The organism is Pseudomonas sp. FW300-N1A1 (assembly GCF_058789115.1).
The window spans coordinates 1-26,456 of sequence record NZ_JBYTBK010000057.1 but is presented as its reverse complement, the minus strand read 5'-3'; the positions used below and the strand labels follow the sequence as shown (position 1 = coordinate 26,456).

23 protein-coding genes and 1 pseudogene are annotated in these 26,456 nt (G+C 60.1%); 15 read left to right on the top strand and 9 right to left on the bottom strand.

What is annotated here, in order from left to right:
• Positions 1–72: 72 nt before the first annotated feature.
• Complete coding sequence (locus AC3WQN_RS24065; RefSeq protein WP_146038394.1) at positions 73–510, bottom strand: DUF6875 domain-containing protein; 438 nt, start codon at positions 508–510, stop codon at positions 73–75.
• Positions 511–528: 18 nt separating this feature from the next.
• On the bottom strand, positions 529–2,160 hold the full coding sequence (locus AC3WQN_RS24060; protein ID WP_371918531.1) for an MFS transporter: 1,632 nt from the start codon (positions 2,158–2,160) through the stop codon (positions 529–531).
• Here AC3WQN_RS24060 and AC3WQN_RS24055 point away from each other — a divergent pair.
• Positions 2,159–3,073, top strand: a complete 915-nt coding sequence (locus tag AC3WQN_RS24055; RefSeq protein ID WP_103401929.1) for a LysR family transcriptional regulator — start codon at positions 2,159–2,161, stop codon at positions 3,071–3,073. The two genes, AC3WQN_RS24060 and AC3WQN_RS24055, sit on opposite strands and share 2 nt — an antisense overlap.
• 225 nt (positions 3,074–3,298) lie before the next feature.
• On the opposite strand, the pseudogene AC3WQN_RS24050 reads toward AC3WQN_RS24055, so the two are convergent.
• Positions 3,299–3,475 (bottom strand): annotated as a pseudogene (locus tag AC3WQN_RS24050) (serine/threonine protein phosphatase); the annotation flags it as partial.
• 773 nt (positions 3,476–4,248) lie between these two features.
• On the opposite strand from AC3WQN_RS24050, the gene AC3WQN_RS24045 reads away from it, so the two are divergent.
• Positions 4,249–4,758 carry a helix-turn-helix domain-containing protein gene (locus AC3WQN_RS24045; RefSeq protein WP_256587342.1) on the top strand — a complete coding sequence of 170 codons (510 nt, stop codon included), beginning with the start codon at positions 4,249–4,251 and terminating at the stop codon, positions 4,756–4,758.
• 20 nt (positions 4,759–4,778) lie between these two features.
• On the opposite strand, the gene hrpB is transcribed toward AC3WQN_RS24045, so the two are convergent.
• Positions 4,779–7,313 carry an ATP-dependent helicase HrpB gene (gene hrpB, locus AC3WQN_RS24040; protein WP_103401931.1) on the bottom strand — a complete coding sequence of 845 codons (2,535 nt, stop codon included), beginning with the start codon at positions 7,311–7,313 and terminating at the stop codon, positions 4,779–4,781.
• A 109-nt stretch (positions 7,314–7,422) separates the two neighbouring features.
• On the opposite strand from hrpB, the gene AC3WQN_RS24035 reads away from it, so the two are divergent.
• The 4 genes from AC3WQN_RS24035 (at position 7,423) to AC3WQN_RS24020 (ending at position 10,059) form a co-directional block, all read left to right on the top strand.
• A complete protein-coding gene (locus AC3WQN_RS24035) occupies positions 7,423–7,842 on the top strand; it encodes a polyribonucleotide nucleotidyltransferase (protein ID WP_103401932.1) in 420 nt (139 codons plus the stop codon).
• Between the two features lie 28 nt (positions 7,843–7,870).
• Positions 7,871–8,758, top strand: a complete 888-nt coding sequence (locus AC3WQN_RS24030; protein ID WP_103401933.1) for a cation diffusion facilitator family transporter — start codon at positions 7,871–7,873, stop codon at positions 8,756–8,758.
• A 355-nt stretch (positions 8,759–9,113) separates the two neighbouring features.
• The gene (locus AC3WQN_RS24025) at positions 9,114–9,593 is read left to right on the top strand and encodes an Lrp/AsnC family transcriptional regulator (RefSeq protein ID WP_054052470.1); all 480 of its coding nucleotides are present in this window, start codon (positions 9,114–9,116) and stop codon (positions 9,591–9,593) included.
• A gap of 256 nt (positions 9,594–9,849) precedes the next feature.
• A complete protein-coding gene (locus tag AC3WQN_RS24020; protein ID WP_015096955.1) occupies positions 9,850–10,059 on the top strand; it encodes a DUF2788 domain-containing protein in 210 nt (69 codons plus the stop codon).
• On the opposite strand, the gene AC3WQN_RS24015 is transcribed toward AC3WQN_RS24020, so the two are convergent.
• From AC3WQN_RS24015 to AC3WQN_RS24000, 4 genes are all read right to left on the bottom strand, one after another.
• Entirely contained in the window at positions 10,054–10,620 is a 567-nt protein-coding gene (locus AC3WQN_RS24015; RefSeq protein WP_178081951.1) for a pseudouridine synthase, read from the bottom strand. The two genes, AC3WQN_RS24020 and AC3WQN_RS24015, sit on opposite strands and share 6 nt — an antisense overlap.
• A gap of 145 nt (positions 10,621–10,765) precedes the next feature.
• Positions 10,766–12,265 (bottom strand): AMP nucleosidase, encoded by a 1,500-nt coding sequence (gene amn / locus AC3WQN_RS24010; protein WP_178081950.1) that lies wholly within the window; start codon positions 12,263–12,265, stop codon positions 10,766–10,768.
• An 86-nt stretch (positions 12,266–12,351) separates the two neighbouring features.
• On the bottom strand, positions 12,352–14,001 hold the full coding sequence (locus AC3WQN_RS24005; protein WP_103401935.1) for an acyl-CoA dehydrogenase family protein: 1,650 nt from the start codon (positions 13,999–14,001) through the stop codon (positions 12,352–12,354).
• Positions 14,002–14,075: 74 nt separating this feature from the next.
• A complete protein-coding gene (locus AC3WQN_RS24000) occupies positions 14,076–16,460 on the bottom strand; it encodes a hybrid sensor histidine kinase/response regulator (RefSeq protein WP_103401936.1) in 2,385 nt (794 codons plus the stop codon).
• 306 nt (positions 16,461–16,766) lie between these two features.
• Here AC3WQN_RS24000 and AC3WQN_RS23995 point away from each other — a divergent pair, with 306 nt between their 5' ends.
• From AC3WQN_RS23995 to AC3WQN_RS23980, 4 genes are all read left to right on the top strand, one after another.
• Positions 16,767–17,564, top strand: coding sequence for a hydroxymethylpyrimidine/phosphomethylpyrimidine kinase (locus AC3WQN_RS23995; RefSeq protein WP_103401937.1), 798 nt, complete (start codon positions 16,767–16,769; stop codon positions 17,562–17,564).
• 18 nt (positions 17,565–17,582) lie between these two features.
• A complete protein-coding gene (gene thiE, locus AC3WQN_RS23990; protein WP_103401938.1) occupies positions 17,583–18,200 on the top strand; it encodes a thiamine phosphate synthase in 618 nt (205 codons plus the stop codon).
• A gap of 32 nt (positions 18,201–18,232) precedes the next feature.
• A complete protein-coding gene (hemL, locus tag AC3WQN_RS23985) occupies positions 18,233–19,516 on the top strand; it encodes a glutamate-1-semialdehyde 2,1-aminomutase (RefSeq protein ID WP_095148943.1) in 1,284 nt (427 codons plus the stop codon).
• Between the two features lie 227 nt (positions 19,517–19,743).
• Positions 19,744–20,298, top strand: a complete 555-nt coding sequence (locus AC3WQN_RS23980; RefSeq protein WP_095080628.1) for a tetratricopeptide repeat protein — start codon at positions 19,744–19,746, stop codon at positions 20,296–20,298.
• Positions 20,299–20,482: 184 nt separating this feature from the next.
• On the opposite strand, the gene AC3WQN_RS23975 is transcribed toward AC3WQN_RS23980, so the two are convergent.
• On the bottom strand, positions 20,483–20,812 hold the full coding sequence (locus AC3WQN_RS23975) for a DUF1820 family protein (protein ID WP_095080627.1): 330 nt from the start codon (positions 20,810–20,812) through the stop codon (positions 20,483–20,485).
• A gap of 135 nt (positions 20,813–20,947) precedes the next feature.
• Between AC3WQN_RS23975 and miaB the strand changes: the two genes are divergently transcribed.
• The 5 genes from miaB (at position 20,948) to lnt (ending at position 26,347) form a co-directional block, all read left to right on the top strand.
• On the top strand, positions 20,948–22,273 hold the full coding sequence (gene miaB, locus AC3WQN_RS23970; RefSeq protein WP_176465317.1) for a tRNA (N6-isopentenyl adenosine(37)-C2)-methylthiotransferase MiaB: 1,326 nt from the start codon (positions 20,948–20,950) through the stop codon (positions 22,271–22,273).
• Between the two features lie 199 nt (positions 22,274–22,472).
• Positions 22,473–23,477, top strand: a complete 1,005-nt coding sequence (locus tag AC3WQN_RS23965; protein WP_095080623.1) for a PhoH family protein — start codon at positions 22,473–22,475, stop codon at positions 23,475–23,477.
• Positions 23,470–23,964, top strand: a complete 495-nt coding sequence (ybeY, locus tag AC3WQN_RS23960; protein WP_095145412.1) for an rRNA maturation RNase YbeY — start codon at positions 23,470–23,472, stop codon at positions 23,962–23,964. Before AC3WQN_RS23965 ends, ybeY begins: the two co-directional genes overlap by 8 nt.
• 5 nt (positions 23,965–23,969) lie before the next feature.
• Positions 23,970–24,809 carry a CorC family transporter gene (locus AC3WQN_RS23955; protein ID WP_095080620.1) on the top strand — a complete coding sequence of 280 codons (840 nt, stop codon included), beginning with the start codon at positions 23,970–23,972 and terminating at the stop codon, positions 24,807–24,809.
• Positions 24,810–24,823: 14 nt separating this feature from the next.
• Positions 24,824–26,347, top strand: a complete 1,524-nt coding sequence (gene lnt, locus AC3WQN_RS23950) for an apolipoprotein N-acyltransferase (protein ID WP_103401940.1) — start codon at positions 24,824–24,826, stop codon at positions 26,345–26,347.
• Positions 26,348–26,456: the final 109 nt, after the last annotated feature.

The window sequence follows — 26,456 nt, the reverse complement described above, 5'->3', positions numbered from 1 at the left end:
CAATTCAACGATGGGTTGGCTCCAGCGCGGGCCGAGGAAAAATTTAAAGTCGTGTCCGGGATTAGTTGACCACTACAGCCCTTCCTTCAAAAAGTGCTCTTTGAGCTGAGCATGCAAATCGGCAACCTTACTAATCGGTTGAAGATCAGGGAACACCACTACAATTGTTTTAAACTGAGTACCGTCACCTTCACGCGGTTCTTGCGCATTGAAAATATCAATCAGACTCAACATTTGCCGATGGATCACCTCCTCATCAAGGCCTTTGACCGGATAATCCACCAGCCAGAACGTATTTTTTTTCATCGCGGCAGGTGACCAAGGACAGACAACGCCTGATCGTCCAAGATTCGGATGGGGATTACATAGATACTCAACGCACCATTCTGCGATTTTTTTAAGACTTTCTGGAGATTGCTCTTCTTTCCCTGCCGTATTTAGCACCGTTGATATCGGAAGCAATGACAAATCCGTTTGCAGTTGAGCCGCGAGATTATACAAACCCTTCATACTCTCTCCTTCCGTTCTCTATAGGGGTTGCCTTTGGGGGGCGGTTTGTTCCACCTTCGTTTGGCGCAAGGCCAATGCACTAATTGCTGCGGCAAGCAGGGTTATTGCGATCAGGACATACAAAAGATTTGCGAATGCAGCGCTGTATAGCTGCTCAAGGGTGAGAGTCTGAAGTTGACCGGTTAGAGACCTGGCGTGGGACATGTCACCCGTCGCCATGCCGTTGGCCGCGACACTAATGGGAAGCGACAACGATGGGTTTTGCCCTGAAGCCGTCCAGAGTTCGACACGAAGAAACGAATTCAGGAGGGCAAGTGCCCCGGCGACACAAATAGCCTCTCCGCATGCACGCATGGTTGTGAAGATACCGGTGGCCATACCCGCACGTTCAACGGGAACGACACTAATTGACAGATCATCCATCAACCCCCATGGCAGTCCCGTACCCATACCAATCACCAGCAAAGGAAGAACCAGCTCCGACCAGTGCTCGCCTACCGGCACCGTCGAAAGCCAGACCAACCCGACAGCAGCAATGACCAGCCCGACACAGGACAAGGTCGATGCAGAAACCCAACGCGTTAAAAGCGCCGCTGTAAACGGGATGACAGCCATAGGTGCCGACAACGCGATCATCATTGCGCCAGCCTGAAGCTCACTCATACCCTCTGGCCCAATAAGGCGAAGCGGCAAAATGATCAGCAGGACGATGAAACACACGGCGGTAGCGATGGGGAGGAGTTGAATGCCAACGAAACGCGGGTATCCAAACAAGCTGAGATCGAGCATGGGGCGTTCGTGTTTAAGCTCGACAAGAATAAATGCAACGAGCAGCAGCCCGGACCCGACCAGTAAACCCACTACAACCCCACTACCCAGGCCACTCTGTGGGATCTGCATAATGGCAAAGGTTAAAAAGAGCAGGAATGCAGTAAAGGTTATGCTGCCCAGCCAATCGAGGCTGTGTGCCTGAGGATCTCTTGTTTCGCGCATACGAGGGACGCCCAGTAAAAGCACCGCACCGCCGATGATCGCTCCCAGCAAGAAGATCGCCCACCACCCAAAACTTTCCACCAGGGCGCCCGCTATGACGGGGCCTGAGGCGAGCCCGATACCGAATGCAGTGCCCAGAAGACTGAATGCTTTAGTCCTCGCGCGCCCCTGGAACTCTTGTGCCAGCGAGGCTGCACCACCAGACATGGCGAGTGCCGCGCCAATGCCTTGTGCCACCCTGAGCAGATCCAGTACCAGCACATTTGGCGATAACCCAATGACAAGGGAAAACCCGGTAAAACTGGCTATTCCGATACAAAAAATACGCTTGCGGCCATATCGATCAGCCAGAGCCCCCGCCACCATCACTGAACTGCCAAAGCTCAGAGCAAAGGCATTGATCACCCAGGCTAACGCAATAGGACTTCCACCCAGCGCACGCTCAATTGCTGGAAGCGCCATCGCTGGACCGGTGTATTCCAGGGGCAAAATCAGGCCCGCGGCACAGACGGCGAAAAGCACCCAATAGCGATCGCTGTTTCGTTTCGCAGCGTTCTCCTGTGACATTTCATTTATCCCTAAGACGATCGAAGCTGTATGATATTGATGCGGCTTGCGCATTGACATGTCGCGAATATCAAAATTAAATTGCACCATGCGCAAAAATGACGACACATCTATATGGCGACTTTTCTTTCGGGTCGTGGATCGGGGCAGCCTTACCAAGGCTGCTGAGGATTTTCAGCTCGAACCCTCTTCTGTAAGCCGGCAGATAACTGCGCTTGAAAAAAGACTTAGCACCCAGCTGCTCAACCGGACGACCAGAAAGATCAGCCTGACGTGTGCGGGCATGAGAGCGTACGAGCAGATGCGCCCATTGATTGATGAAATGGATTATGTGGTGGCAAATCTGGACGTGAGCCTGCCAACGCTGCACGGCTTGGTTCGAGTCAGCGCTCCAGTGAATTTTGGTGAACGATATGTAACATCGTGGCTCGCTACTTTTCAGCGTCTTAATCCGGGCATCACGGTGGATCTGGAGTTATCCGACCGAGCCCTGGACTTGATGGCCGAAGGCGTTGATGTGGCGATCCGCGTCGGCCACTTGCCTGTTTCGACACTCATCGCACGCAGGCTTGGCACTATGTCCCATGTGCTTTGTGCAAGCCCTGGTTATCTGGCTGCACATGGAACCCCTCTTCATCCCCACGATTTACCAGAGCACAAGGCGATCATTTACTCTTGGCTTTCAGAACGAAACCCGACACGAATAGCCCTGGAGCACAAGGGACAGGTCGAAAGCGTGGAGCTGTCAGGTTGTTTCTTTCTGAATAATGTTGGAGCGATATACCGCGCCATGCTGGATGGAGTGGGCCTGCATGCAGGCCCTCGCTGGCTCTTCAATGATTCACTCAAGTCAGGCGAGTTGGTGCATCTATTGCCACAGTGGTCGTTACCTGCCCTGCCTGTGAACCTGGTTCGTCTGAAGAGCCCGTTTGTTCCTGACCGGATCGTTGCCCTGTGTGACTGGTTGGCGGAGTGTTGGGAGGCATTACCTTGCCTGGAGTAAGTACTGAAGCCGCACCCGCACACCCCAGGACTCTCAGGTACACGCCAACCTGTGTAGGACACCGCCGCATCTAGCCGTGACGAGTACAGTTCCGACTCGTCCAGAGGCACCCTCCATCTCCTACGCCGACATTCCACAGGGACTGGCCAATATCCTCAAGCTCACGGATGTCCTGCGGTCGCGGGATTTCCCAGGGCCGATCAGCTGGGAAAGCAACAACGACGAAAACTCGTGATTGCCACACACGTAGATCACAGGGCACCCGAACACTTCGTTCGCCCATTTCACGCCGCGCGATTTGATATCAATGTCACCCGCGAGAATGACTAAGTCCGCATCGGTTGGGGCGGGTTCGAACCGAGCGAATTCGAGGTGCAGATCTGAGTAAATTTTGATCTTCATGGACTAGTCGTCTGGAGCTGTGGGCGTAAGTGATTATCTACCTCAACCGCAGCGTGACTGCTGTAGGGGTCAGATTGTGATTGCAGTTGGAAATGCCTAAATCGGTATCGAGGCGGTGGTTGTGGCGTCGTAAATCATTCGAATATCGCTGAGCAACCCTGCGTCGGTCACACCATCAGGAGAGCTACTGTAGATTGCTCCGCTATCGACTTTGTGAAGCAAGACGCACTCTCCATTTTGGTCGTAGCCGGCGACGAGACTGATCAACTACTCCATGCGATCCGAAGAGCTCCCATTCATGCAAGGGGGGGTCACAATCTAAACCGCCTCAATCGTATGCTCTGGGCTCCGCTGAGAGAGTAGGTGGGCCAGCATAGAAGGGTCTGTAGGCATCAACTTTTTAGGCCGGGTTCTAGCTCCGTCAAAAATTCGAAAGCGAACGTGATACCAAAGATCCTCGGAGTCTCGCTCGATCATTCGCCAAGCAGTTCGGCCAGGCCCAGGGAAGCCCGGTAAGCCGACCATACAAGACTCATCTGAAATAAACATGATGCAAGTTTCCTCGTTATGCGGTGCTGCAATTCGAAAAGCGGCGCGCAAGTTCACAAGCAATGTACCTCAGCGACAATTCCTATAAATTGACAAATCTATGCTAAACCGCTGCTGACAAAGGGGGCCGTAGCCTACCCATCGGCCAAGTACGGTGCGGTCGTAGCCACTGCGCTTGAAATTTACAATGACGCACTATATTGCATGGATAGGAATTGATCGATGTGGCCTTATCCTTCCTTTTGCGGGAAGCACTCATACCTTCGCGATCAACGCTGGCAGCGATCCTGCGCTCGACTAGAACAGCTCGCGGTCTGTCTCAAGAGCAACTAGGAGGCGCAGTTGAAGCTCGCCACTTGCACAATGTCGAGCACGCGAAGTCCAACATCACACTGGATATGCTCAAGCGCATCAGCGCGCGACTAGATGTCGATCCTGTTGCTTTACTGGCGATGGCATCCAGTTACGAACGTCAAGAATCTCTCGCTGAGTTCCTCGCGCATCTGCAGGGAGAAATGAAAAAGCTCGAAGCGCTAGGAGTTCTCTCCGGCTTACCGAGCCATTTCGAAGGCGGTAATCTGATAACAGCTAAAGCAGGCAAGCGGCCGATACCTAACGAGAAAATTCAAGCCGTGCTTGCCTGCAAAGCCGAAGGCATGACGCAAAAGCAGACATCTATGAAATTGGGGATGGCTGCTTCAACCGTTCATAAAATCTGGCATTCAGACTTTTGAGCCGCCACTAGTCAACGAGTCTAGGTACCTCGCGGCTTGGCCCTAGCGGTAGCTTCCGCGATCAAGGGGTCGTCAGGCCAAAAATGCTTGGGGTACCTCCCCTTAAGGTCTTTCTTCACTTCGTCGTACGTCGACTTCCAGAAGTTTGCTAAGTCCTGGGTGACTTGCACAGGACGTCGCGCTGGCGATAGCAAATGGAGCTTGAGCACCTGACGTCCATTGGCAATGCGCGGTGTATCCGCAAGACCAAACAATTCTTGGAGCCTCACAGCTAATACGGGCGGTCGCTCGCTGTAGTCGATTCGAATATTCGATCCAGAGGGCACCCCAATCATCTGGGGTGCTTGCACTTCAAGTTGCTGCGGCAAGGGCCACGGCAAAAGGGTGCGAAGAATTGATGCCAGCTCGATCTGCCCAAAGTGACTGAGCCTGGTTACCTTCCCGATGTAAGGGGCAAGCCACTCCCCTAGAGACTCCAGAAGCACTTGGTCACGAAGATCTGGCCAATCACTTGTGCTCCCCTTCTCCAAATCCAGATCCCGCAGAAGCGCTACACGCGCCTGCCACTGACGCAGCTCGGGTGTCCACGGCAACAGCTCCAACCCTTTACGGCGCACCAGATTGACCAGTGCCTGGCTGCGCGCGGACTCATCAAGACCGGTCAGCGGTTCGCGGCTCAGTACCAGTTCGCCCACCTTGCGCTGGCGCTCGGCCCGCAGCACGCCTTCACGCTCATCCCAATCCAGCTGATCGACGCAACGCACTTGCTCCGCCAATACCGAATCGAACAGCGCCGGATCGAAATCGGCGGCCAGATAAATCCGTTCTTCACGCTGCCCCTGACGGCTGCCCAAATCGGCGATCACCAGCCAGGGCTGTTTCATCAGGCTATCGGCCTCGGCGAACAAGGCCGCGCGACCGTTGGCCAGTCGGTACTCCGCGCCCCCTGCGCGACGCTGCTGGGCCACCCGGTCCGGATAGGCCAGCGCCAGCAACGCACCGAGCCAGCGCGGATGGTCCGGGTCGCTGACCGGTTGTTCGGCCTTGCCACGCAGATAACCGCGATACTGCCGGGCCAATTGCCGCGCCCGCTGCACGCCGCCCTGGGCGCCACGCGCCGCACGTTCTTCACCCGACAGCAACACCAGGCGGCTGTGCAGGTCGGCACCGGCACCGCGCAAGATATCCCGCTCGCCGAGCAATGCCGCCACGTCGCACGCCATGTTCGCCAGCCCCAATGCCTGACCGCGCAGCAGCAAGTGGGCAATGCGCGGATGGGCCGGCAGTTCGGCCATGGCCTGGCCGTGACGAGTCAGTTTCCAGTCTTCAGGCGACGTACCCTCGAGTGCCCTCAGGCGCTCGAGCAAGTCCTGGGCCTGGGCATACGCCGCCGTCGGGGGCGCATCGAGCCAGACCAATTGCCCTGGCAGAACGCCCCAACGACCGAGCTGCAAGGCCAGGCCGGCGAGGTCCGCGGAGAGAATCTCGGCGCTGGCATAGGCCGCCAGTTGTTCGTGCTGATCCTGCGACCACAGGCGATAACACACTCCCGGCTCCAGGCGCCCCGCCCGACCGGCACGCTGGGTCGCACTGGCGCGGGAGATGCGCTGGGTGTCGAGGCGGGTCATGCCGCTGCCGGGATCGAAACGGGGCACCCGCGCCAGGCCGGCATCAATCACGACACGTACACCGTCGATGGTCAGGCTGGTCTCGGCGATGTTGGTGGCCAGTACCACTTTGCGCTGCCCCGGCGGTGCCGGCTCGATAGCCGCCCGTTGCGCCGCCAGGTCGAGTTCACCATGCAACGGGCACAGCAGCACATCAGAGCGCTCGCCCAGCGCATCCGCCAACTGTTGATGGACACGCCGGATTTCCGCTTGCCCCGGCAGGAACACCAACAGGCTGCCGGTTTCGTCGTCCAGCGCTTCAAGAACGGTCTGCACCAGCCGCGGCTCGATGAACTCGCCCGGCTGGAACGGCCGGCCCCAGCGCATCGTCACCGGGTACATGCGGCCTTCGCTACGCAGGATCGGCGCATCATTGAGCAAGCCGGCCAACCGCTCGCCTTCCAGGGTCGCCGACATCAGCAGGATCTTCAGTGGCTGTTCGTCCCGAAACAACTCACGACCATTCAGGCTCAAGGCCAGGGCCAGGTCGGCGTCGAGGCTGCGTTCGTGGTACTCGTCGAAGATCAGCAAGCCCACGCCTTCGAGCGCCGGGTCTTCCTGCAGGCGCCGGGTGAGAATGCCTTCGGTGACCACTTCGATACGGGTGTTCGGTCCGACCTTGCTGTCCAGGCGAATCCGGTAGCCGACCGTTTCGCCGACCTTTTCCCCCAACTCGCTGGCCAGCCGCTCGGCCGCCGCACGCGCCGCCAGCCGGCGCGGTTCAAGCATGAGGATGGTTTGGCCCGCCAGCCACGGCTCATTCAGCAGTGCCAGGGGCACGCGGGTGGTCTTGCCGGCACCGGGCGGTGCTTCGAGCACCGCTTCGTGGCGTGTCGACAGGGCGTCACGCAGCGCGGGTAAAACATCATCGATCGGCAAAGAAATCATGCTGGCTCCAAAACAGAGCGGCGAGTATAACGGCGAACTGCCTGACGTTAATCACGGTCCTAATGTTGACCGACGACGTTTCGTTTCAAGTTTGCTCAGGAGATTTTCCATGCGTGCTCCCTTTCGCCTGATGGGCGGTGTACTGATCGCGACCCTGCTGACCCAGATCACCGCATGCGGGTCGATTCTCTATCCCGATCGCCGCGGCCAGATCGAAGGCAAGATCGACCCGGCCATTGCCGCGCTCGACGCCGTGGGCCTGCTGTTCTATATCGTCCCGGGGCTGATCGCCTTTGCCGTGGACTTCGCCACCGGCGCGATTTACTTCGAGCCGGGCAAGACCGCGCAGGTGGCACCGGAGAAACTCCAGCAAGCCATCGACGCCGATGGCAAGGTCGATAACATCAAGTTGCAGGCTATTCTCGAAAGCGAACTGGGCCGTCATCTGCCACTGGACGATCCACGCCTGATCCAGCACAAGGGCAGCGCCCAGCAACTGGCCATGCTCGGCCTGCAACCCGCCGCTTGAGGCACCGCACCGAAGGAACGATGCACCTATGACCAGCAGCACGGAACACGCCCGCCTGTTACGCCTGGCCACCCGCGCATCGGTGGCCGTGGCCAGCATCCTGATCGTCGCCAAAGCCATCGCCTGGTGGTTGAGCGGGTCGGTGAGCATGCTCGCCGGCCTGACGGATTCGACCCTCGATGGCGTGACGTCGCTGCTCAACCTGCTGGCGGTGCATTACGCGCTGCGCCCGGCGGACGATGATCACCGTTACGGACATGGCAAGGCCGAGTCGCTGGCCGGCATGGCCCAGGCGCTGTTCATTTCCGGCAGTGCGGTATTGATCGCACTGCAAGCCGTCGAACGGATCAAACACCCTGAACCGATTGGCGCGGCCTGGCTCAGCATTGGCGTGATTATCTTTTCCTTGCTGCTGACAGCGGCATTGCTGGTGCTGCAACAGCGCGTGGTGCGCGAAACCGGCTCCAATGCGGTACGGGCCGACTCGCTGCACTACCGCTCGGACATGCTACTCAATGGCAGCATCCTGATCGCGCTGGTGCTTGCCGGATTCGGCTGGTATCAGCTCGATGCCTGGTTCGGCCTGTCCATCGCCGCCTACATCCTGTGGAGCGCCATCCAGATCGCCCGGGAAAGCTTTGCCGTACTGATGGATCAGGAACTGCCCCCGGACGTCAGCCAGCGCATGCTCGAACTGGCTTGCAGCGTGCCCGGGGTACTCGGGGCCCACGACTTGCGCACCCGGGTCTCCGGCAATCACTGGTTCGTGCAACTGCACCTGGAGTTACCGGGGGAGTTGACCCTGACCGTAGCCCACGGCCTCAGCGACCAGGCGGCCGATGCCATTCGCGCGGTCTACCCGCAAGCCGAAGTCCTGGTGCATGCCGATCCGGTCGCAACAATGAGCAAGGGCTAGGACGTTAGCTACAAGCTTGAAACTGATTTCGCAGGCAATAAAAAAGGGAGACCCGTCGGCCTCCCTTTGAGAACTTCGTCCGTGCTCGACGCTTTTGACGCCGGCTCACCTCACGCCGTCTTGTGGACAGTGTGTAGCCCGGGGGCCGACTCAGCTCCTGTGGGAGAAGGTGGCCGCGGCTGGCCTGATTCGGCGGGCCGCTGTGGACTGTTTGTCCGGGCAGTGATTCTGGTGATAAGAATAGGCTTGGGCCCGCGGCAGAGGATTGCGAATATTGCTCAAATAAACATGACTTGCGCAATTTTTCACCCCGGATAGATAATCCACCGCAATTGCTATGACAAAGGCCTGATCCATGAGCAAACTCGACCGATACGACTTGAGCATTTTGGCTGAATTGCAGCGTGACGCTCGCATCTCCAACCAGGAGCTGGCCGAACGCATCGGCTTGTCGCCATCGCCCTGCTCGCGACGCGTCAAGCAACTGGAGGACGATGGCTACATCTCCCGCCAGGTGGCGCTGCTGGATCGCAAAATGCTCGGCCTGAGCCTGACCGCCTATGTCCTGATCGGCATGGACCGCCACACCCCGGAGCGTTTCGAAAACTTCGAGGCCGCTATCCGCACCCTGCCGCAAGTGCTCGAATGCAGCCTGGTGACCGGGATGGACGCCGACTACCAGCTCAAGGTCGTGGTGCCGGACATGGACCACTACCAGAAACTGCTGCTGGGGCACCTGACCCGCATCGAAGGCGTGACCAGCGTGCGCTCCAGCTTCGTGCTCAACCAGGTGCTCAACAGCACCGAGCTGCCGTTGACTCATCTGCGCGGCTGAAGCCGCTCCCACCCTGCAAACGCTATCCCCGTGGCGAGCGAGCTTGCTCGCGCTGGGGTGCGCAGCGCGCCCAACAAGACAATTGCTGTCTTTCAGATAAAAACCCGGTGGCCGGTTTTGGGGCTACTACGTAGCCCAGCGCGAGCAAGCTCGCTCGCCACAGGTGCGGCACACCGACGCAGGCCAATACTCCACCAATCCCCCATGGCGTATACTCGCCCCGCCCTTTTAGCCCTGCCCGCGCTGGAGATGTTCGATGGATCCTGCAGTATTTGAAGAGTGGATGATGACCGGCCTGGTGACCATCCTGATCATTTTCATGGGTTTCATCGTCTGGGATCTGGCGAAGAAGTCCAAGGCCGGACGCTTCGGTTCGTTCATCCTGTTCTTCGTGCTGGGCCTGGGCGTGGCCGCGTTCATCATCAAAAGCGTGGTCATCGGCCTGATCGAATCCGGCACGCTATAAGCGCGCTGGCACTTCCTTCCACTGGCCCTGATCGAGCCCCTCGATCGTCCAGTCGCCAATCCGCACGCGCACCAGACGCAGGGTCGGCAAGCCAACCGCAGCGGTCATGCGCCGCACCTGACGGTTGCGCCCTTCACGGATCACCAATTCCAGCCAACTGGTCGGCACGCTTTTACGAAAGCGCACCGGCGGGTTGCGTGGCCACAGCTCGGGCTCATCCAGCTGGCGCGCCTCGGCCGGCAAGGTCATGCCGTCATTGAGCTCCACACCGTCGCGCAAACGCTGCAGTTGCCCGGCGTTCGGCTCACCCTCCACTTGCACCCAATAGGTCTTGGCCAGCTTGTGCTTGGGATCAGCGATGCGCGCCTGGAGCTGACCATCATTGGTCAGCAACAACAAACCCTCGCTGTCGCGGTCCAGCCGACCGGCCGGGTAGATCCCGGGGATCTCGATGAAGTCCTTGAGCGTTGCCCGCCCCTCTCCGTCACTGAACTGCGTCAGCACATCGAAGGGTTTATTGAACAGAATCAGTTTCGGCTCGGCTGGCGGTGCCTTGGCCACTCGCCGAGGGGCAGAAGAGGATGGTGCAGGCTTCACACCCGGGCGACGGGAAGGGGGACGAGGGGGACGCGACATGGCAAACACAACATCTAACGGTCAGGACCGACAATGCTAGTGGCCTGACCGTTAAATAACCACCTCCCGATCAGCGGAACGGTGGCTCGTCGAAGCTGCGCAGTTTGCGCGAGTGCAACGAGTTGAGTTCGGTGCGCAGCAAATCCACGGCAGCAATGCCGATCTTCAAGTGCTGGCTGACCGCGCGCTCATAGAAGGCGTTGGCCGAACCTGGCAGCTTGATTTCGCTGTGCAACGGCTTGTCCGACACACACAGCAAGGTGCCGTACGGTACTCGCAAACGGTAGCCCTGCGCGGCGATGGTGCCACTTTCCATGTCCACTGCCACGGCTCGGGACAGGTTGATCAACGGCCGTTCCTGGGCCCAGCGCAGCTCCCAGTTACGGTCGTCGTAAGTCAGCACAGTGCCAGTACGCAGGCGTTTTTTCAGCGCCTCGCCCTGCTCGCCGGTGACATTGGCGGCCGCTTGCTGCAAGGCCAGCTGGACTTCGGCCAGCGCCGGGATCGGAATGTTCGGCGGCACCACGCGATCGAGAATCCCGTCGCGACGCATATACGCGTGCGCCAGCACATAGTCGCCAATGGTTTGCGACTGCCGCAGACCGCCACAGTGGCCGATCATCAGCCAGCAATGAGGGCGCAGCACCGCCAGGTGGTCGGTGATGTTCTTGGCGTTGGAAGGGCCGACACCGATGTTCACCAGGGTCACGCCGTGGCCGTCCGACGCCTGCAGGTGATAGGCCGGCATCTGATAACGGTGCCAGACCACGCCGGCCGCAATGGCCGACGCTTCGCCGTGGTCCATGGATTTTTCGATGATCACGTTGCCCGGCAGCACCATGCGCACGAAGCGTGGATCGTTGCGCAGTTGCTCCAGGCCATGAACGATGAACTGGTCGACGTAGCGATGGTAGTTGGTCAGCAGAATCCACGGCTGCACATGGCGCCAGTCGCTGCCGGTGTAATGCACCAGGCGACGCAGGGAAAAATCCACCCGCGCGGCATCGAACAGCGCCAGTGGCAACGGATCGGTGTTTTCCCAATCGTACAGGCCATCGGCAATGCCATCGCTGGCGGCGGACAGGTCGGTACTGGGGAAAACCCGCGCCAGCACCGCGGCGGTCACGCCGGAGCCGGCCAGCTCATCGCCTTGCTCGACCACGTACGGGTACGGAATGTTCTGTTCGCTGACGCCCACTTCCACCGTCACGGTGAAGTCGTGCATCAGGGGCTCCAGTTGCTCCAGCAAGTATTTGCGGAACGCGGCCGGGTGGGTGACGGTGACACTGTAGGTCCCGGGCAACTGTACCTTGGCGTAGGCACGCGTGGTTTGCGGGACTTCGCCCAGGCAATGGTAGGTCAGACGCAGTTCAGGGTAACGAAACAGTGCACGCTGCTCGGCATCGGGTTCGATGCGATCCTTGAGGTAGCGCTTGAGCGCTTGGTTCAGCGCAGAAGTGGCCCGCTCATGCAGAGCGGCAAGACGGTCCACGGCTTGTTCAGCGGTTTCGACGACAATAAACGCTTCGGTCACGATCAGCTTCCTGTGTTCTGACTTGCAGACCTTCATCTTGCCTGCAACCGCGGCGCACGGGAACCCTGCGGGAGCAGGCTGCCCACTCCCGCAAAGGATCCGTGATGTTCATCAACCGTTGGTCAGAACCCGTGAGGGGTCGAGCGGGCGACGATTGCTTCCACATCCACGCCCCTCGGCAAGGTGCCATACACCCGTCCGGCCGTGCCCAGTCGGCTGGCGATGAACGCATCACTGACGGCGGCATTGCCGGCTTCGAGCAATAGTTTGGCCTGCAGGCCCAGGGCAATGTCTTCGGTCAACTGCCGGGCACGGTATTGAATGTCGCCGGTGTCCTTGAACGCCGCCTGCAGCTGACTGATGTGGGCGGCCAGGCGTTTGTCGCCATGACCGTCGCCCAGTTCGCTGAACAAGGCATCCAGCACCCCCGGCTCCTTCGACAAGGCGCGCAGCACGTCGAGGCACTGCACGTTGCCGGAACCTTCCCACGTCGAGTTCACCGGCGCCTCACGGTACAGCCGGGGCAGGATGCTTTCTTCGACATACCCCGCGCCGCCCATGCACTCGGCCGCTTCGTTGATCATGGCCGGGGCACGCTTGCAGATCCAGTACTTGCCCACCGCCGTGACCAGACGGGCAAACTTGTCTTCCCGGGCATCGTCCAGGTGATCCAGCGCCTGGCCCATGCGCAGGCTCAAGGCCAGCGCCGCCTCGCTTTCCAGTGCCAGGTCGGCCAGTACGTTTTGCATCAGCGGCTGTTCGCTGAGCACCTTGCCCCCCACCTTGCGGTGAGCGCAGTGATGGCTGGCCTGGGTCAGTGCCTGACGCATCAACGCGCTTGAGCCGACCATGCAATCGAAACGGGTCATGGCCACCATCTCGATGATGGTCGGTACACCGCGCCCCTCTTCACCCACCATCCACGCCAGCGCACCGCGAAATTCAACTTCGCTGGAGGCATTGGAGCAATTGCCGAGTTTGTTTTTCAGGCGCTGGATGTAGAACTGGTTGCGGGTGTCGTCCGGTCGATGACGGGGCAACAGGAAACAGGTCAGGCCCTTGTCGGTTTGTGCCAGGGTCAGGAAGGCATCGCACATCGGTGCCGAGCAGAACCACTTGTGGCCCACCAGTTCATACGCCTGCCCCGGCCCCGCCGCGCCGACCGGATAGGCCTTGGTGGTGTTGGCCCGCACGTCGGTACCGCCCTGTTTCTCGGTCATCGCCATGCCAATGGTCACGCCCGCCTTGTGGGCCATGCCGACGTTGCGCGGGTCATACTCGGTGGCGAGGATTTTCGGTAGCCATAGCCTGGCGATGTCCGGTTGCAGGCGCAGTGCCGGGACGCTGGCGAAGGTCATGGTCAACGGACAGCCACTGCCGGCTTCGGCCTGGCTGTGCAAATAGGACATGGCGGCGCGGGCCACATGGGCGCCGGACTTGGGGTCCGTCCAGGGCAAGGAGGTCAACCCGTGCTCGACCGCCGTGCGCATCAGTTCATGGTAGGCCGGGTGGAACTCCACCAGGTCGACGCGGTGACCGTAACGGTCATGGCTGGAGAACACCGGTTTGTTCTGGTTGGCCAAAAACCCGGCTTCCATCAACGGGCCACCGGCCAGCGCGCCATAAGCGTCGATGCGCGAGTCCGCCCAGCCGGCCCCGAATCGCCGGGCCCACTCTTGCAACGGCAGGTCAATGCGATAGAGGTTGGCGCCGTCCAGCGAGGGTGGCTGGTTGGTGACTTCGTGGGTTTCGGCGAACTGGTGCAGGTTCATGGCGGGGCCTCCTCGGGTCCGTTGAGACCCTCAGTTAAGCACCGCCTTGCCCGTGGACAAAGTGGCATATCCGCCTAAATATCGGCGCTTTCACCTTGATTCTGACACAGCACTCGCCGGTAGAGTGCCACCTGCAACTCATCGAATTTCACCGGCTTATTCAGGCAATCGGTCCACCCCGCCTCCAGGTCAATGCCCTGTGTCGAAGCCACGGCCGCCAGCACCGGTAACCCGGCATACCCCGGCAAAGCGCGGATCTGGCAGCACACCGATGAACCGTCGACAGGCGATACCAGACTGTCGAGCAGCACCCCGTCAAACCGCTCGCGGCGCAAGCTGTCCAGTGCCGCCTGGACACTGTCGACACTGCGTACCCGATAACCCAGCTTGAGCAACATGCCACGCATCACCAATTGATTGATGCTGTTGTCATCGATCAGCAACACCGTGCAATCCTGCGGGGCACGCACATTCATGTCTTCCAGGGGCTGACGGGAAGGTGCCGCCACCTGGTGCACCGTGACCACGTCGAACTCGACATCCAGCTGAAAACGACTACCGCGTCCGGGTTCGGAGCGATGGGTCAAGCGCCCGCCAATCAGCTCGACCAATTGCCGGCAGATGGCCAGGCCAACACCCAGGCCGCCGTATTCGCGCGTCATGGAGCCATCGAGCTGGAAGAAGCGCTGATACATGGTCGCTTCCCCCAGATCGGTAAAACCGATACCCGTGTCGATCACCGCGAAGGACAGCTTCTGGCGTCCCGACTCGGTGGATTTGCCGCTGACCCGCAAGGCCAGCCCACCCACGCGAGTGAATTTGATTGCATTGTCGAGCAGACACTCCAGGCACTGCACCAGCTTGGCACTGTCACCGTTGAGCCGGTCCGGCACACCCGGGGCCACCTCGACCTTGAAATCCAGCCCCTTGCCCGAGGCATTGGCCGCGAACTGACGCCGTACGTTGTCGACCACCGAGCGCAAGCTGAACGGTTCGGGGCAGGCCCTGAGTCGGCCAGCCTGCAATTCGGTCAAGGTCAGAATGCCGTTGACCATGCGCATCATGTCGCGCGCGGAACCGGCCGCCGTCTGCTGGTATTGCTCAAGCTCCGGGTCGAGCTCGACGGTCTGCATCAACTCCAGCGAACCGATCACGCCATTCATCGGGGTGCGCAGTTCGTGGGTCAGGGTCGCGAGGAACTCATCCTTGAGCTGGTTACTGTGGGCCAGTTGCTGGTTTAACACTTCGAGCTTTTGCCCGGCATCAAACAGCGTCTGCGCCTGCTGCTCGCGCATCGCGTTGATACGGTCGGCCAACGCCAGTGACAGCAGCGCCACCTCGATCGCCGAGCCAATCTGGCTGGCGTACATGGTCAGGAACACGTTAGGCAGGTAACCCAGCACCATCAGGGTATTGACGATGCCGCCCAGCAAGAACGCCGACCAGGCAATGATGAAGTAACGCGCCACCCGCAGGCCTCGCCACCAGACGAAAATCCCCGCCGCGAAAATCACCACGGTGAAGATCAAGGCCAAGGCCGTGGCCAGGCGCAGGGCCAGGGCGTAGCTGGTCATCAACGACAACCCTACCACCAGGGCGCCGTACGCGATCAGCACCAGCAACAGGCGGTCCATCCAGCGACTGTGTCTGGCGGTCTGCAAAAAGCTGCGGGCGAACTGGCTTCCGAACAATCCGGCACAGCCGATGAAGAACGGCGTCGAGGCGTTGGCCCACCACGGGTTGTCCGGCCAGAAATACTCCACCGCCGCCCCGTTGACCGACAGCTGATAGAGGCCGAACGAAGCGATGTAGACGATGTAGTAGAGGTAGCTGGTGTCGCGCACACTCAGGTAAATGAACAGGTTGTAGACCAGCATTCCGAGCAGCACGCCGTAGATCAGCCCCAACACATAGAGGCGCACCGGCTGCTCTTCCAGATAGGCGGTACTCGACCACAACGTCACCGGCGCTTGTATCGAGCCCTGGCTCTGCAGGCGCAAATACAGGGTTTTCTGCTGGTTCGCGGCAAAGTCCAGGTCGAACAGGTAATTGTTCTGACGGATCTCCCGGCTGGCGAAGGGTAAAGCGTCACCCGTGCGTTGAGTCAGTTGGTAGCGGCCAGCCTCATCGGGCTGGTACAGATCAAGATGGTCGAGGGGCGGATAGGCCAGTTCCAGCAACCAGGTGCGCCGGACATCGGGATTGTTCGGACGATAATGCAGGTCGATTTTCAACCAGAACACGGAGCGCGAGTAACCGGCGTTCAGCGTGTCTTTATCGTGGGGCTTGAACTGGCCAGCCGCGGCTTGCGCGAGGACATCGGTAATCGTCGCAGTGCCGGCGACGTCTTCGTAGACCTGCATGCTGCGACCCAAGGGGAGGCTTTGGGTGAGCTCGTTAAAATCAGCCGCGGTCGCCAGCAAGGGCAAGCTCAACAGCAACATCAGCAAATAGCGCATAAAGCCCCAGCATAGCCTGTCCGGTTGCGTCAGGAAGCCCCCCCATTCCTTTTGAGTAGACGTAAAACCGGCATGACCTGTTATTGATTTGGATCCACTCTAGCATAGCCGGTGGTGGCGTTTGAACACCACCGAAATCTTTAGTTTGAAGGCTCTAGAACGGGCATTACAGAGCACCTCTCCCGTCTAGTCAGGCTCCTCAGACCAAGACATCAAAGCGCCATTACGACCATTGGATACCAGTGGCGAGCGCATTACGCGGCACGGCACACCGAAAAAACAGGTTTGGTGGTAAGCTCGCGCACCATGAATATCTACAGCTCTCGCCCCGTTGTCCTCTGTCTCTCCGGCCACGACCCAAGTGGTGGCGCCGGCTTGCAGGCAGATATCGAAGCCCTGCTCGCACAGGGTTGTCATGCGGCCCCGGCCGTCACTGCCCTGACCGTGCAAGACACCGTCAATGTCAGTGATTTCCGCGTCCTCGACCGTGAGTGGGTGTTGGCACAAGCCAACGCCGTGCTCAACGACTCGCAGGTAGCGGCGGTCAAGCTGGGCATGCTCGGCTCACTGGAAATGGTCGACACCGTGGTCGAACTGCTCCAGGCACACCCGCACCTGCCGGTGGTCTGCGACCCGGTGCTGCGCGCCGGTGGCGGTGGTCGCCTGGGCAAGGACGAGGTCGGCTACGCCATGCGCGAGCGCCTGCTGCCATTGGCGATCATCGCCACCCCCAACCTTCCTGAAGCGCGCATCCTTGCCGAACTGCCTGAAGGCACGGCCGACGAATGCGCAGAAAAGCTCCTGCCTTACGTCAAACACCTGCTGATCACCGGTGGCCATGGTGACGAACACGAAGTGCATAATCGCCTGTACAGCCGCGACGGGCACCGTGAAACCTTTACCTGCCAACGCCTGCCAGGCAGCTATCACGGCTCCGGCTGCACATTGGCCAGCACCCTGGCCGGTCGCCTGGCGCAAGGCGAACATCTGGCGAGCGCAGTCAAATCGGCACTCGACTACACCTGGCGCACCTTGCGTGACGCCGAGCAGTTGGGCAAAGGCCAATTCGTGCCGCGCCGCCTGCCGCTGGACTTCTGCTCGTAACGTCATGAGGCCTGCCCGATGAAACTACGTGGCCTGTACGCCATTACCGACAGCCAGTTACTGGCCGGGAAATTTCTTCAGTACGTGGAGGCCGCGCTGGATGGCGGCGTCACTCTGCTGCAGTACCGCGACAAGAGCAGCGACGACGCCCGTCGACTGCGCGAGGCGCAAGCACTGCATGATCTGTGCGGGCGCTACAAGACCCAACTGATCATCAACGATGACGCCGAACTGGCCGCGCGCCTGGGCGTTGGCGTACACCTGGGGCAAACCGACGGCCCGCTGACCCCGGCCCGTTCGCTGCTGGGTCGCGAGGCCATCATCGGTTCGACCTGCCATGCGCAGCTCGAGCTCGCCGAACAAGCGGCAACCGAAGGCGCCAGCTATGTCGCCTTCGGCCGCTTCTTCAACTCCAGCACCAAACCCGGCGCGCCGACCTGCAGCCTCGAACTGCTCGACCAGGCCCGCAGCACGTTGCACCTGCCGATCTGCGCGATCGGCGGCATCACCCTGGACAACGCCGCCCCGCTGGTGGCCCACGGGGTTGATCTGCTGGCGGTGGTGCACGGCCTGTTCGGAGCCGAAAGCACCCGGGAAGTGACGCGCCGCGCGCGCGCCTTCAACGATTTGTTTTAAGTATTCAACTACCGATTTTTGAGAGCCCAATCATGTCTCGTTCCGAAACCCTGTTTGCCAATGCCCAGAAACACATTCCCGGCGGCGTGAACTCGCCCGTTCGTGCATTCAAGAGCGTCGGCGGCACGCCGCTGTTCTTCAAGCACGCCGAAGGCGCCTATGTGACGGACGAAGACGATAAGCGCTATGTCGACTACGTCGGTTCCTGGGGCCCGATGATTCTCGGCCACAGCCACCCGGACGTACTGGACGCCGTGCGCAAGCAGCTGGAACACGGCCTGTCCTACGGCGCCCCTACCGCGATGGAAACCGAGATGGCCGACCTGGTCTGCTCGATCGTGCCGTCGATGGAAATGGTGCGCATGGTCAGCTCCGGCACCGAAGCCACCATGAGCGCCATTCGTCTGGCTCGCGGCTTCACCGGTCGCGACAGCATCATCAAATTCGAAGGCTGCTACCACGGCCACTCCGACAGCCTGCTGGTCAAGGCCGGTTCCGGCCTGCTGACCCAGGGCGTGCCAAGCTCCGCCGGTGTACCCGCCGCCTTTGCCAAACACACCTTGACACTGCCGTTCAACGACATCGATGCAGTTGAAAAAATGCTTGCCGACGTCGGCCAGGAAGTCGCGTGCATCATCGTCGAGCCGGTTGCCGGCAACATGAACTGCGTACCGCCGGCCCCGGGCTTCCTCGAAGGCCTGCGCAGCCTGTGCGACAAGCACGGCGTGGTGCTGATTTTCGACGAAGTGATGACCGGTTTCCGCGTGGCACTCGGCGGCGCCCAGGCGCATTACGGCGTGACACCGGACCTGAGCACCTTCGGCAAGATCATCGGCGGCGGCATGCCGGTTGGCTGCTTCGGCGGCAAACGCGAAATCATGGCGCACATCGCACCGCTGGGCCCGGTCTACCAGGCCGGCACCCTGTCGGGTAACCCGCTGGCCATGGCCGCCGGCCTGACCACCCTGCGCCTGATCAGCCGCCCCGGCTTCCACGACGAACTCAGCGACTACACCAGCCGCCTGCTCGACGGGCTGCAACAGCGTGCCGATGCGGCGGGCATTCCGTTCGTGACCACCCAGGCCGGTGGTATGTTTGGCCTGTACTTCAGTGGCGCCGATGACATCGTGACCTTCGATGACGTGATGGCCAGCGATGCCAACCTGTTCAAGCGCTTCTTCCACCTGATGCTCGAAGGTGGCGTGTACCTGGCACCAAGCGCCTTCGAAGCCGGCTTCACCTCGATCGCCCACGGCGAAGCCGAGCTGAAACTGACCCTGGACGCCGCAGAGCGCGCATTCGCCGCCCTGAAATAAGGGATGTGTGCTGACGTCGACAACCGTTGTCGACGTCAGCGTTACCCTGCATTTCTATTTATTTTCTGACCTGACAGGCTCAATTGCCCTTAAATGCGGTAGATATAGTCCCCACGCGGCAGAAAAACGAGTAAAGACTTTGTAAGGATGGTCCTGCTTATTTCATAATGCGCGCTTATTGGATCCCTCGACGGGTCCACGCGCCCTCCAGAGGTAAGTCGATTCCCATGAACCGCACCGGCCGCACCCTTGCATTGGGCTGCCTGTTGCTCCTTCAGCCCCTGCTCGCGCACGCACAAGCAGGCGGCAACTCGTTGTTGATCCCGGCAATGGGTCGTTGCACCCTCAATACCCAGCCTGAAGACCTGAAGGAGGCACTCGATGCCTGCCAGAAAGCGTCGGATGCCGGGGATGCGGAAGCGCAATACGAGTTGGGCGAGTTCTACTACGAAGGCAAAAGCGCGCCGCGCGACCTCAATCAAGCCCTGAGCTACTTCGAAAAGGCCTCGCTGCAAGGCCATGCCCAAGCGCAATTCAAACTTGGCACCATGTTCTTCCGGGGCGAAGGTGTGCCGGCCAATAACATCCAGGCGTACATCGTGCTGAAAATGGCAGCGGTCAACGGTGCGGAAGATGCGCTGGACACCGCCGACGAAGTCGCCGAACACATGCAGCGCGATGAGCTGGAAGTGGCCACCCAGGTGCTGGGGCAAATTTTCCGTAAATACCTGATGGAACTGCAAAGCGCGGACGGGCGCACGCCTTTCGCGCCGCTGCCCTGACTTCCCCTGAACGCCTGGCGGACCTTCGTGGCGAGGGAGCTTGCTCCCGCTGGGGCGCGAAGCGGCCCTGAACCCTGCAATCACAGTCGATCTGGCAGACCGCATTCCTGGGCGTTACGACCGCTTCGTCCGAACGCAGACCGGCCGAGCGGGAGCAGGCTCCCTCTCCACAGGAGCAACCCGCTTACTTCTCAGGCATTGGCATCGGAAACGGCATGACATTGCCAACCGAGCCACGGGCTTCGCTGATTTTCGGGGTGCCCAGGCGCTCGACTTCATCGATGCGCACAATCGAATGCATCGGTACAAAACTGCGCACCACGCCTTCGAACTGAGCCTTGAGTTTTTCCTCGCTCGGATCGACGACCACTTGCGTGCGCTCGCCAAAGACGAACTCTTCCACTTCCAGGAAGCCCCACAGATCACTTTGATAGATCTGCTTGGCGTACATTTCGAACACCTGGCCCTGGTTGAGGAAAATCACCTTGTAGATTGGAGCTTCACGTTTGGTCATGGTGGGCGGGTAACACATCGAGGGATAAAAATGAGGGCGCGAACTATAGCATAGCCGCTGGACGCACGATGGTAGGAACCTGGGGACTTGTTCCCTATAATGCGCGGTTCTTTGAATCACGTGATGACTCCCTCCATGGCCAAGAAGCTTTACATCGAAACCCACGGTTGCCAGATGAACGAGTACGACAGCTCGCGCATGGTCGATCTGCTGGGCGAACATCAGGCCTTGGAAGTGACAGCTCGCGCTGAAGATGCGGACGTGATTCTGCTCAATACCTGTTCGATCCGCGAGCGCGCCCAGGACCGGGTTTACTCCCAATTGGGCCGCTGGCGCGAACTGAAGCTCGCCAACCCGGACCTGGTGATTGCGGTCGGCGGTTGCGTGGCCAGCCAGGAAGGGGCGGCCATTCGCGACCGCGCGCCCTATGTCGACGTGGTGTTTGGCCCGCAGACCCTGCACCGCCTGCCGGAAATGATCGACGCCGCGCGCATCACCAAATTGCCGCAAGTCGACGTCTCGTTCCCGGAAATCGAAAAGTTCGACCACCTGCCCGAACCGCGCATCGATGGCCCGAGTGCCTACGTATCGGTGATGGAAGGTTGCAGCAAGTACTGCACCTTCTGCGTGGTGCCGTACACCCGGGGCGAAGAAGTCAGCCGGCCGTTCGACGACGTGATCGCCGAGATCATCCACCTGGCCGAGCATGGCGTGCGCGAGGTCACCCTGCTGGGGCAGAACGTCAATGGCTATCGCGGCACCACACACGACGGTCGTCTGGCGGACCTGGCCGAACTGATCCGGGTGGTGGCCGCCGTCGAGGGGATCGACCGCATTCGCTATACCACCTCGCACCCACTGGAGTTCTCCGACAGCCTGATCCAGGCCCACGCCGAAGTACCCGAGCTGGTCAAACACCTGCATTTGCCGGTGCAATCGGGTTCGGACCGGATTCTCACCGCCATGAAGCGCAACCATACCGCGCTCGAGTACAAGTCCAAGCTGCGCAAGCTGCGAGCTGCCGTACCCGGCATCTGCATCAGCTCGGACTTCATCGTCGGCTTCCCCGGCGAGACCGAAAAAGACTTCGAGCAAACCATGAAGCTGATCGAAGACGTCGGCTTCGACTTCTCCTACTCCTTTGTCTACAGCCAGCGCCCGGGCACTCCGGCCGCCGATCTGGCCGACGAAACGCCGGAAGAGCTGAAAAAAGAGCGTTTGAATGCCCTGCAACATCGCTTGAACCAGCAAGGTTTCGAGATCAGCCGACAAATGGTCGGCTCGGTCCAGCGAATCCTGGTGACCGATTATTCGAAAAAAGACCCCGGAGAGCTGCAAGGCCGCACCGAGAATAATCGTATCGTCAACTTCCGCTGCGACACTCCAACCCTGATCGGCCAGTTCGCGGACGTGCACATCGACGCCGCACAGCCGCACTCGCTGCGCGGTTCGCTGCTGTAGGAGCGAGCGTGCTCGCGATGATCGTCAACGATAACGCTTGCATCCTGAATGAGCGTGGTGCTCTCGAGTCCTTCGCGAGCAAGCTCGCTCCTACAGAATCATCGCCGGCTGCATTGCTCCGTATAAGAGCTTTCGCACCCAGCCCTCTGGCGTTATCCTTGATTTCATCTCCATTGCCCAAGGGCGGCTAAAAACAACTTTGAACGCACCCATAGAACCCCATCGCTTCATACTCGAGCCCTTTGAGGCTCATCGCTTTGCCAATCTGTGCGGGCAATTCGACGAGCACCTGCGCTTGATCGAGCAGCGCCTGGCGATCGTGATCCGCAATCGCGGCAATCAGTTCGAACTGATCGGCGAGCTCAAACACACCACCTCCGCGGAACACCTGTTGCGCCGGCTCTACCGTGAAACCAAGGGTAGCGAGCTGTCGCCGGACATGGTTCACCTGTTCCTGCAGGAATCGGCCGTGGAAGAGCTGAACAATCACTCGCCCGCCGAACCCGCCGTCGCGCTGCGCACCAAAAAAGGCATGATTCGCCCTCGCGGCTTGAACCAGCAGCGCTACGTGAAGGAAGTCCTGGCCAACGACATCAACTTCGGCATCGGCCCGGCCGGTACCGGCAAGACTTACCTGGCCGTAGCCTGTGCAGTCGATGCGCTGGAACGCGAGCAGATCCGCCGCATCCTGCTGGTACGCCCGGCGGTCGAGGCTGGCGAGAAACTCGGCTTCCTGCCCGGCGACCTGTCGCAGAAGATCGACCCGTACCTGCGCCCGCTCTACGACGCGCTGTACGAAATGCTCGGTTTCGAACTGGTGGCCAAACTGATCGAACGCCAGGTGATCGAAGTCGCGCCGCTGGCCTACATGCGCGGCCGCACGCTGAACAACAGCTTCATCATCCTCGACGAAAGCCAGAACACCACCGTCGAGCAGATGAAAATGTTCCTGACCCGGATCGGCTTTGGTTCGACGGCGGTCATTACCGGTGACGTCACCCAGATCGACCTGCCCAAAGGCACCAAGTCCGGACTCATCCATGTGACCGAAGTGCTCAAGGACGTGCCAGGTATCAGCTTTACTCACTTCAAGCCCAAAGACGTCGTGCGTCATCCGCTGGTCCAGCGCATCGTCGAAGCCTATGAGCGCTATGAAAACCATGCCGCTGCACAAAACCCGAAGGACAGCCACCGCGATGCTTGAGCTTGACCTGCAACGGGCGACCCAGGCGCCAGCCCCAAGCGAAGCCGAATTCCGCCAATGGTGCGAGCTGGCCCTGCGCCAACGCAGCGCCGACTCGGAAATGACCATTCGCCTGGTCGACGAAGCGGAAGGGCGTGAACTCAATCACACCTGGCGTCAAAAAGATTACGCCACCAACGTCCTGTCGTTCCCGGCCGATGTGCCTGACGAGTTCCTCGACATCCCGTTACTGGGCGACCTGGTGATCTGCGTGGCCGTGGTCGAGCGCGAAGCGGCCGAGCAAGGCAAGGAATTGAAGGCCCATTGGGCACATCTGGTGATTCATGGCTGCTTGCATCTATTGGGTTACGACCATATAGATGATGACGAAGCCGAAGAAATGGAAGCGCTGGAACGAACGTTGCTTGCAGAACTGGGTCATCCGGACCCTTATGCGGACGACGAAACCGAAACATCCCCTATCGTTACAACAAAGGATTCAGAGTAATCGCTATGAGCGAAGATCGATCGAGCAACGGGCAAAAGTCCTGGCTGGGTAAACTCACCCAAGCTTTTGCCCATGAGCCGAAAAACCGTCAGGAGCTGCTTGAACTCCTGCGCGATGCCCACCAGAACAAGTTGCTGGACAGCGAAGCGCTGGCCATCGTCGAAGGCGCCATCCAGGTGGCTGACCTGCAAGTACGGGACATCATGGTCCCGCGCTCGCAGATGATCAGCATCAAGGCGACCCAGACACCCCGCGAGTTCCTGCCCGCCGTGCTCGACTCGGCCCACTCCCGCTACCCGGTGATTGGCGAAAGCCACGACGACGTGATGGGCGTGCTGCTGGCCAAGGACTTGCTGCCGTTGATCCTCAAGGAGAACGGCGACAACTTCAACATCAAGGACCTGTTGCGCCCGGCCACCTTCGTGCCCGAGTCCAAGCGCCTGAACGTGCTGCTGCGCGAATTCCGCGCCAACCATAACCACATGGCCATCGTCATCGACGAATACGGTGGTGTGGCGGGCCTGGTGACCATTGAAGACGTGCTGGAACAGATCGTCGGCGACATCGAGGACGAGCACGACGTCGAAGAGGACAGCTACATCAAGCCTCTGCCCAGTGGTGACTTCCTGATCAAGGCCCTGACCCCGATCGAGAACTTCAACGAGTTCTTCGACAGTGAGTTCTCCGACGATGAGTTCGACACCGTCGGTGGCCTGGTGATGAGCGCGTTCGGGCACTTGCCAAAACGCAATGAAATCACTGAAATCGGCGCTTATCGCTTTCGCATCCTCAATGCCGATAGCCGTCGTATCCACTTGCTGCGCCTGACACCTATCGCCCGGTAATTCTAAGGACTGAAATGCGTCGTATGACCCGCCCCGGCTGGCCCGGTAACCTGCTGGCCGTGGCGGCCGGTGCAATCACCACCCTGGCGCTGGCGCCATTCGATATCTGGCCGCTGGCGTTGCTGGCGGTCGGGTTTTTCTATGCAGGCTTGCGTGAACTGACACCCCGCCAGGCCTTGGGCCGCGGCTGGTGCTTCGGTTTTGGCCTGTTTGGCGCCGGCACCAGCTGGATCTACTACAGCATCCACCACTTCGGCGGCGCTTCCATGCTGCTGGCCGGCCTGCTGATGCTGGCGTTCACCGCGGCGATTGCCTGGTTCTTCGCCCTGCCCGCCTGGGTCTGGGCACGCTGGCTGCGCCGCAACGAAGCACCGCTGGCCGACGCCCTGGCCTTCGCCGCGTTGTGGGTAGGCCAGGAAGCGTTCCGGGGCTGGTTCCTCACCGGCTTCCCCTGGCTCTATTCCGGTTACAGTCAACTCGACGGCCCGCTGACCGGCCTGGCTCCGCTGGGTGGCATCTGGCTGATCTCCTTCGGTATCGCCCTCAGCGCCGCGCTGCTGTACAACCTGCCGCGCCTGATCAAGGCCGGCCGCATAGGTTTTATCGTCGCCGGCCTGCTGTTACTGGCCGCGCCGTGGGTCGTTGGACTGTCACTCAAGGGACATGCCTGGACCAGCCCGTCGGGCGATCCGCTGAGCGTTGCGGCGATTCAGGGCAATATCGAACAAAGCATGAAATGGGACCCGGCGCAGCTCAACTCGCAGCTGGCGCTGTACCGCGACATGAGCCTGAGCTCCAAGCGCGTCGACCTACTGATCTGGCCGGAAACCGCGGTGCCTGTTCTCAAGGAGAACGCCGAGGGCTACCTGAACATGATGGGTAACTTCGCCGCCGATCGGAACTCGGCCCTGATCACCGGCGTGCCGATCCGTCAGCAAGTACATCAAGAGAAACGCTTCTATAACGGCATTATCGTAGTCGGCGAGGGTGAAGGCACCTACCTCAAGCAAAAACTGGTGCCGTTTGGCGAATACGTACCGCTGCAGGAAGTGCTGCGCGGGCTGATCGCCTTCTTCGACCTGCCGATGTCGGACTTCGCCCGTGGCCCGGCCGATCAGCCGATGCTGCAAGCCAAGGGTTACCAGATTGCACCGTTCATCTGCTACGAAGTGGTGTATCCGGAATTTGCCGCCAGCCTGTCAGCGCGCAGTGATCTGCTGCTGACCATCAGCAACGACACCTGGTTCGGCACCTCCATTGGCCCCCTGCAACACCTGCAAATGGCGCAGATGCGGGCACTGGAGGCCGGCCGCTGGATGATTCGCTCCACCAACAACGGCGTGACCGGGCTGATTGACCCGTTCGGCAAGATCACCGTGCAGATTCCGCAATTCGAGCGCGGCATTCTCTATGGTGAAGTAGTGCCGATGCACAACCTGACGCCTTACCTGCAATGGCGCTCATGGCCGCTGATCATTGTCTGCACACTGCTGTTTGGCTGGGCACTGCTGGCAAGCCGGATCGCCAAGACGGTGTAAGCGCTATACCCGCCCTTGCTGGCGAATGAGCTGTGTTTGGACCGGGGACATGGTTTACACCTGTTCGGGGACATGGTGGACACTTTTTAATACGACACATTGATCATCT

Coding starts and splice junctions, on each gene's coding strand:
- amn (WP_178081950.1), bottom strand. CDS start 12,265: ATGAAGGTCTGCAAGTCAGAACACAGGAAGCTGATCGTGACCGAAGCG.
- ybeY (WP_095145412.1), top strand. CDS start 23,470: ATGCTTGAGCTTGACCTGCAACGGGCGACCCAGGCGCCAGCCCCAAGC.
- AC3WQN_RS23975 (WP_095080627.1), bottom strand. CDS start 20,812: ATGACCAAACGTGAAGCTCCAATCTACAAGGTGATTTTCCTCAACCAG.
- AC3WQN_RS24065 (WP_146038394.1), bottom strand. CDS start 510: ATGAAGGGTTTGTATAATCTCGCGGCTCAACTGCAAACGGATTTGTCA.
- AC3WQN_RS24005 (WP_103401935.1), bottom strand. CDS start 14,001: ATGAACCTGCACCAGTTCGCCGAAACCCACGAAGTCACCAACCAGCCA.
- AC3WQN_RS24055 (WP_103401929.1), top strand. CDS start 2,159: ATGCGCAAAAATGACGACACATCTATATGGCGACTTTTCTTTCGGGTC.
- AC3WQN_RS24035 (WP_103401932.1), top strand. CDS start 7,423: ATGCGTGCTCCCTTTCGCCTGATGGGCGGTGTACTGATCGCGACCCTG.
- AC3WQN_RS24020 (WP_015096955.1), top strand. CDS start 9,850: ATGGATCCTGCAGTATTTGAAGAGTGGATGATGACCGGCCTGGTGACC.
- AC3WQN_RS24060 (WP_371918531.1), bottom strand. CDS start 2,160: ATGGTGCAATTTAATTTTGATATTCGCGACATGTCAATGCGCAAGCCG.
- AC3WQN_RS23995 (WP_103401937.1), top strand. CDS start 16,767: ATGAATATCTACAGCTCTCGCCCCGTTGTCCTCTGTCTCTCCGGCCAC.
- AC3WQN_RS24000 (WP_103401936.1), bottom strand. CDS start 16,460: ATGCGCTATTTGCTGATGTTGCTGTTGAGCTTGCCCTTGCTGGCGACC.
- AC3WQN_RS24025 (WP_054052470.1), top strand. CDS start 9,114: ATGAGCAAACTCGACCGATACGACTTGAGCATTTTGGCTGAATTGCAG.
- AC3WQN_RS24030 (WP_103401933.1), top strand. CDS start 7,871: ATGACCAGCAGCACGGAACACGCCCGCCTGTTACGCCTGGCCACCCGC.
- AC3WQN_RS23955 (WP_095080620.1), top strand. CDS start 23,970: ATGAGCGAAGATCGATCGAGCAACGGGCAAAAGTCCTGGCTGGGTAAA.
- hrpB (WP_103401931.1), bottom strand. CDS start 7,313: ATGATTTCTTTGCCGATCGATGATGTTTTACCCGCGCTGCGTGACGCC.
- lnt (WP_103401940.1), top strand. CDS start 24,824: ATGCGTCGTATGACCCGCCCCGGCTGGCCCGGTAACCTGCTGGCCGTG.
- AC3WQN_RS23980 (WP_095080628.1), top strand. CDS start 19,744: ATGAACCGCACCGGCCGCACCCTTGCATTGGGCTGCCTGTTGCTCCTT.
- miaB (WP_176465317.1), top strand. CDS start 20,948: ATGGCCAAGAAGCTTTACATCGAAACCCACGGTTGCCAGATGAACGAG.
- thiE (WP_103401938.1), top strand. CDS start 17,583: ATGAAACTACGTGGCCTGTACGCCATTACCGACAGCCAGTTACTGGCC.
- hemL (WP_095148943.1), top strand. CDS start 18,233: ATGTCTCGTTCCGAAACCCTGTTTGCCAATGCCCAGAAACACATTCCC.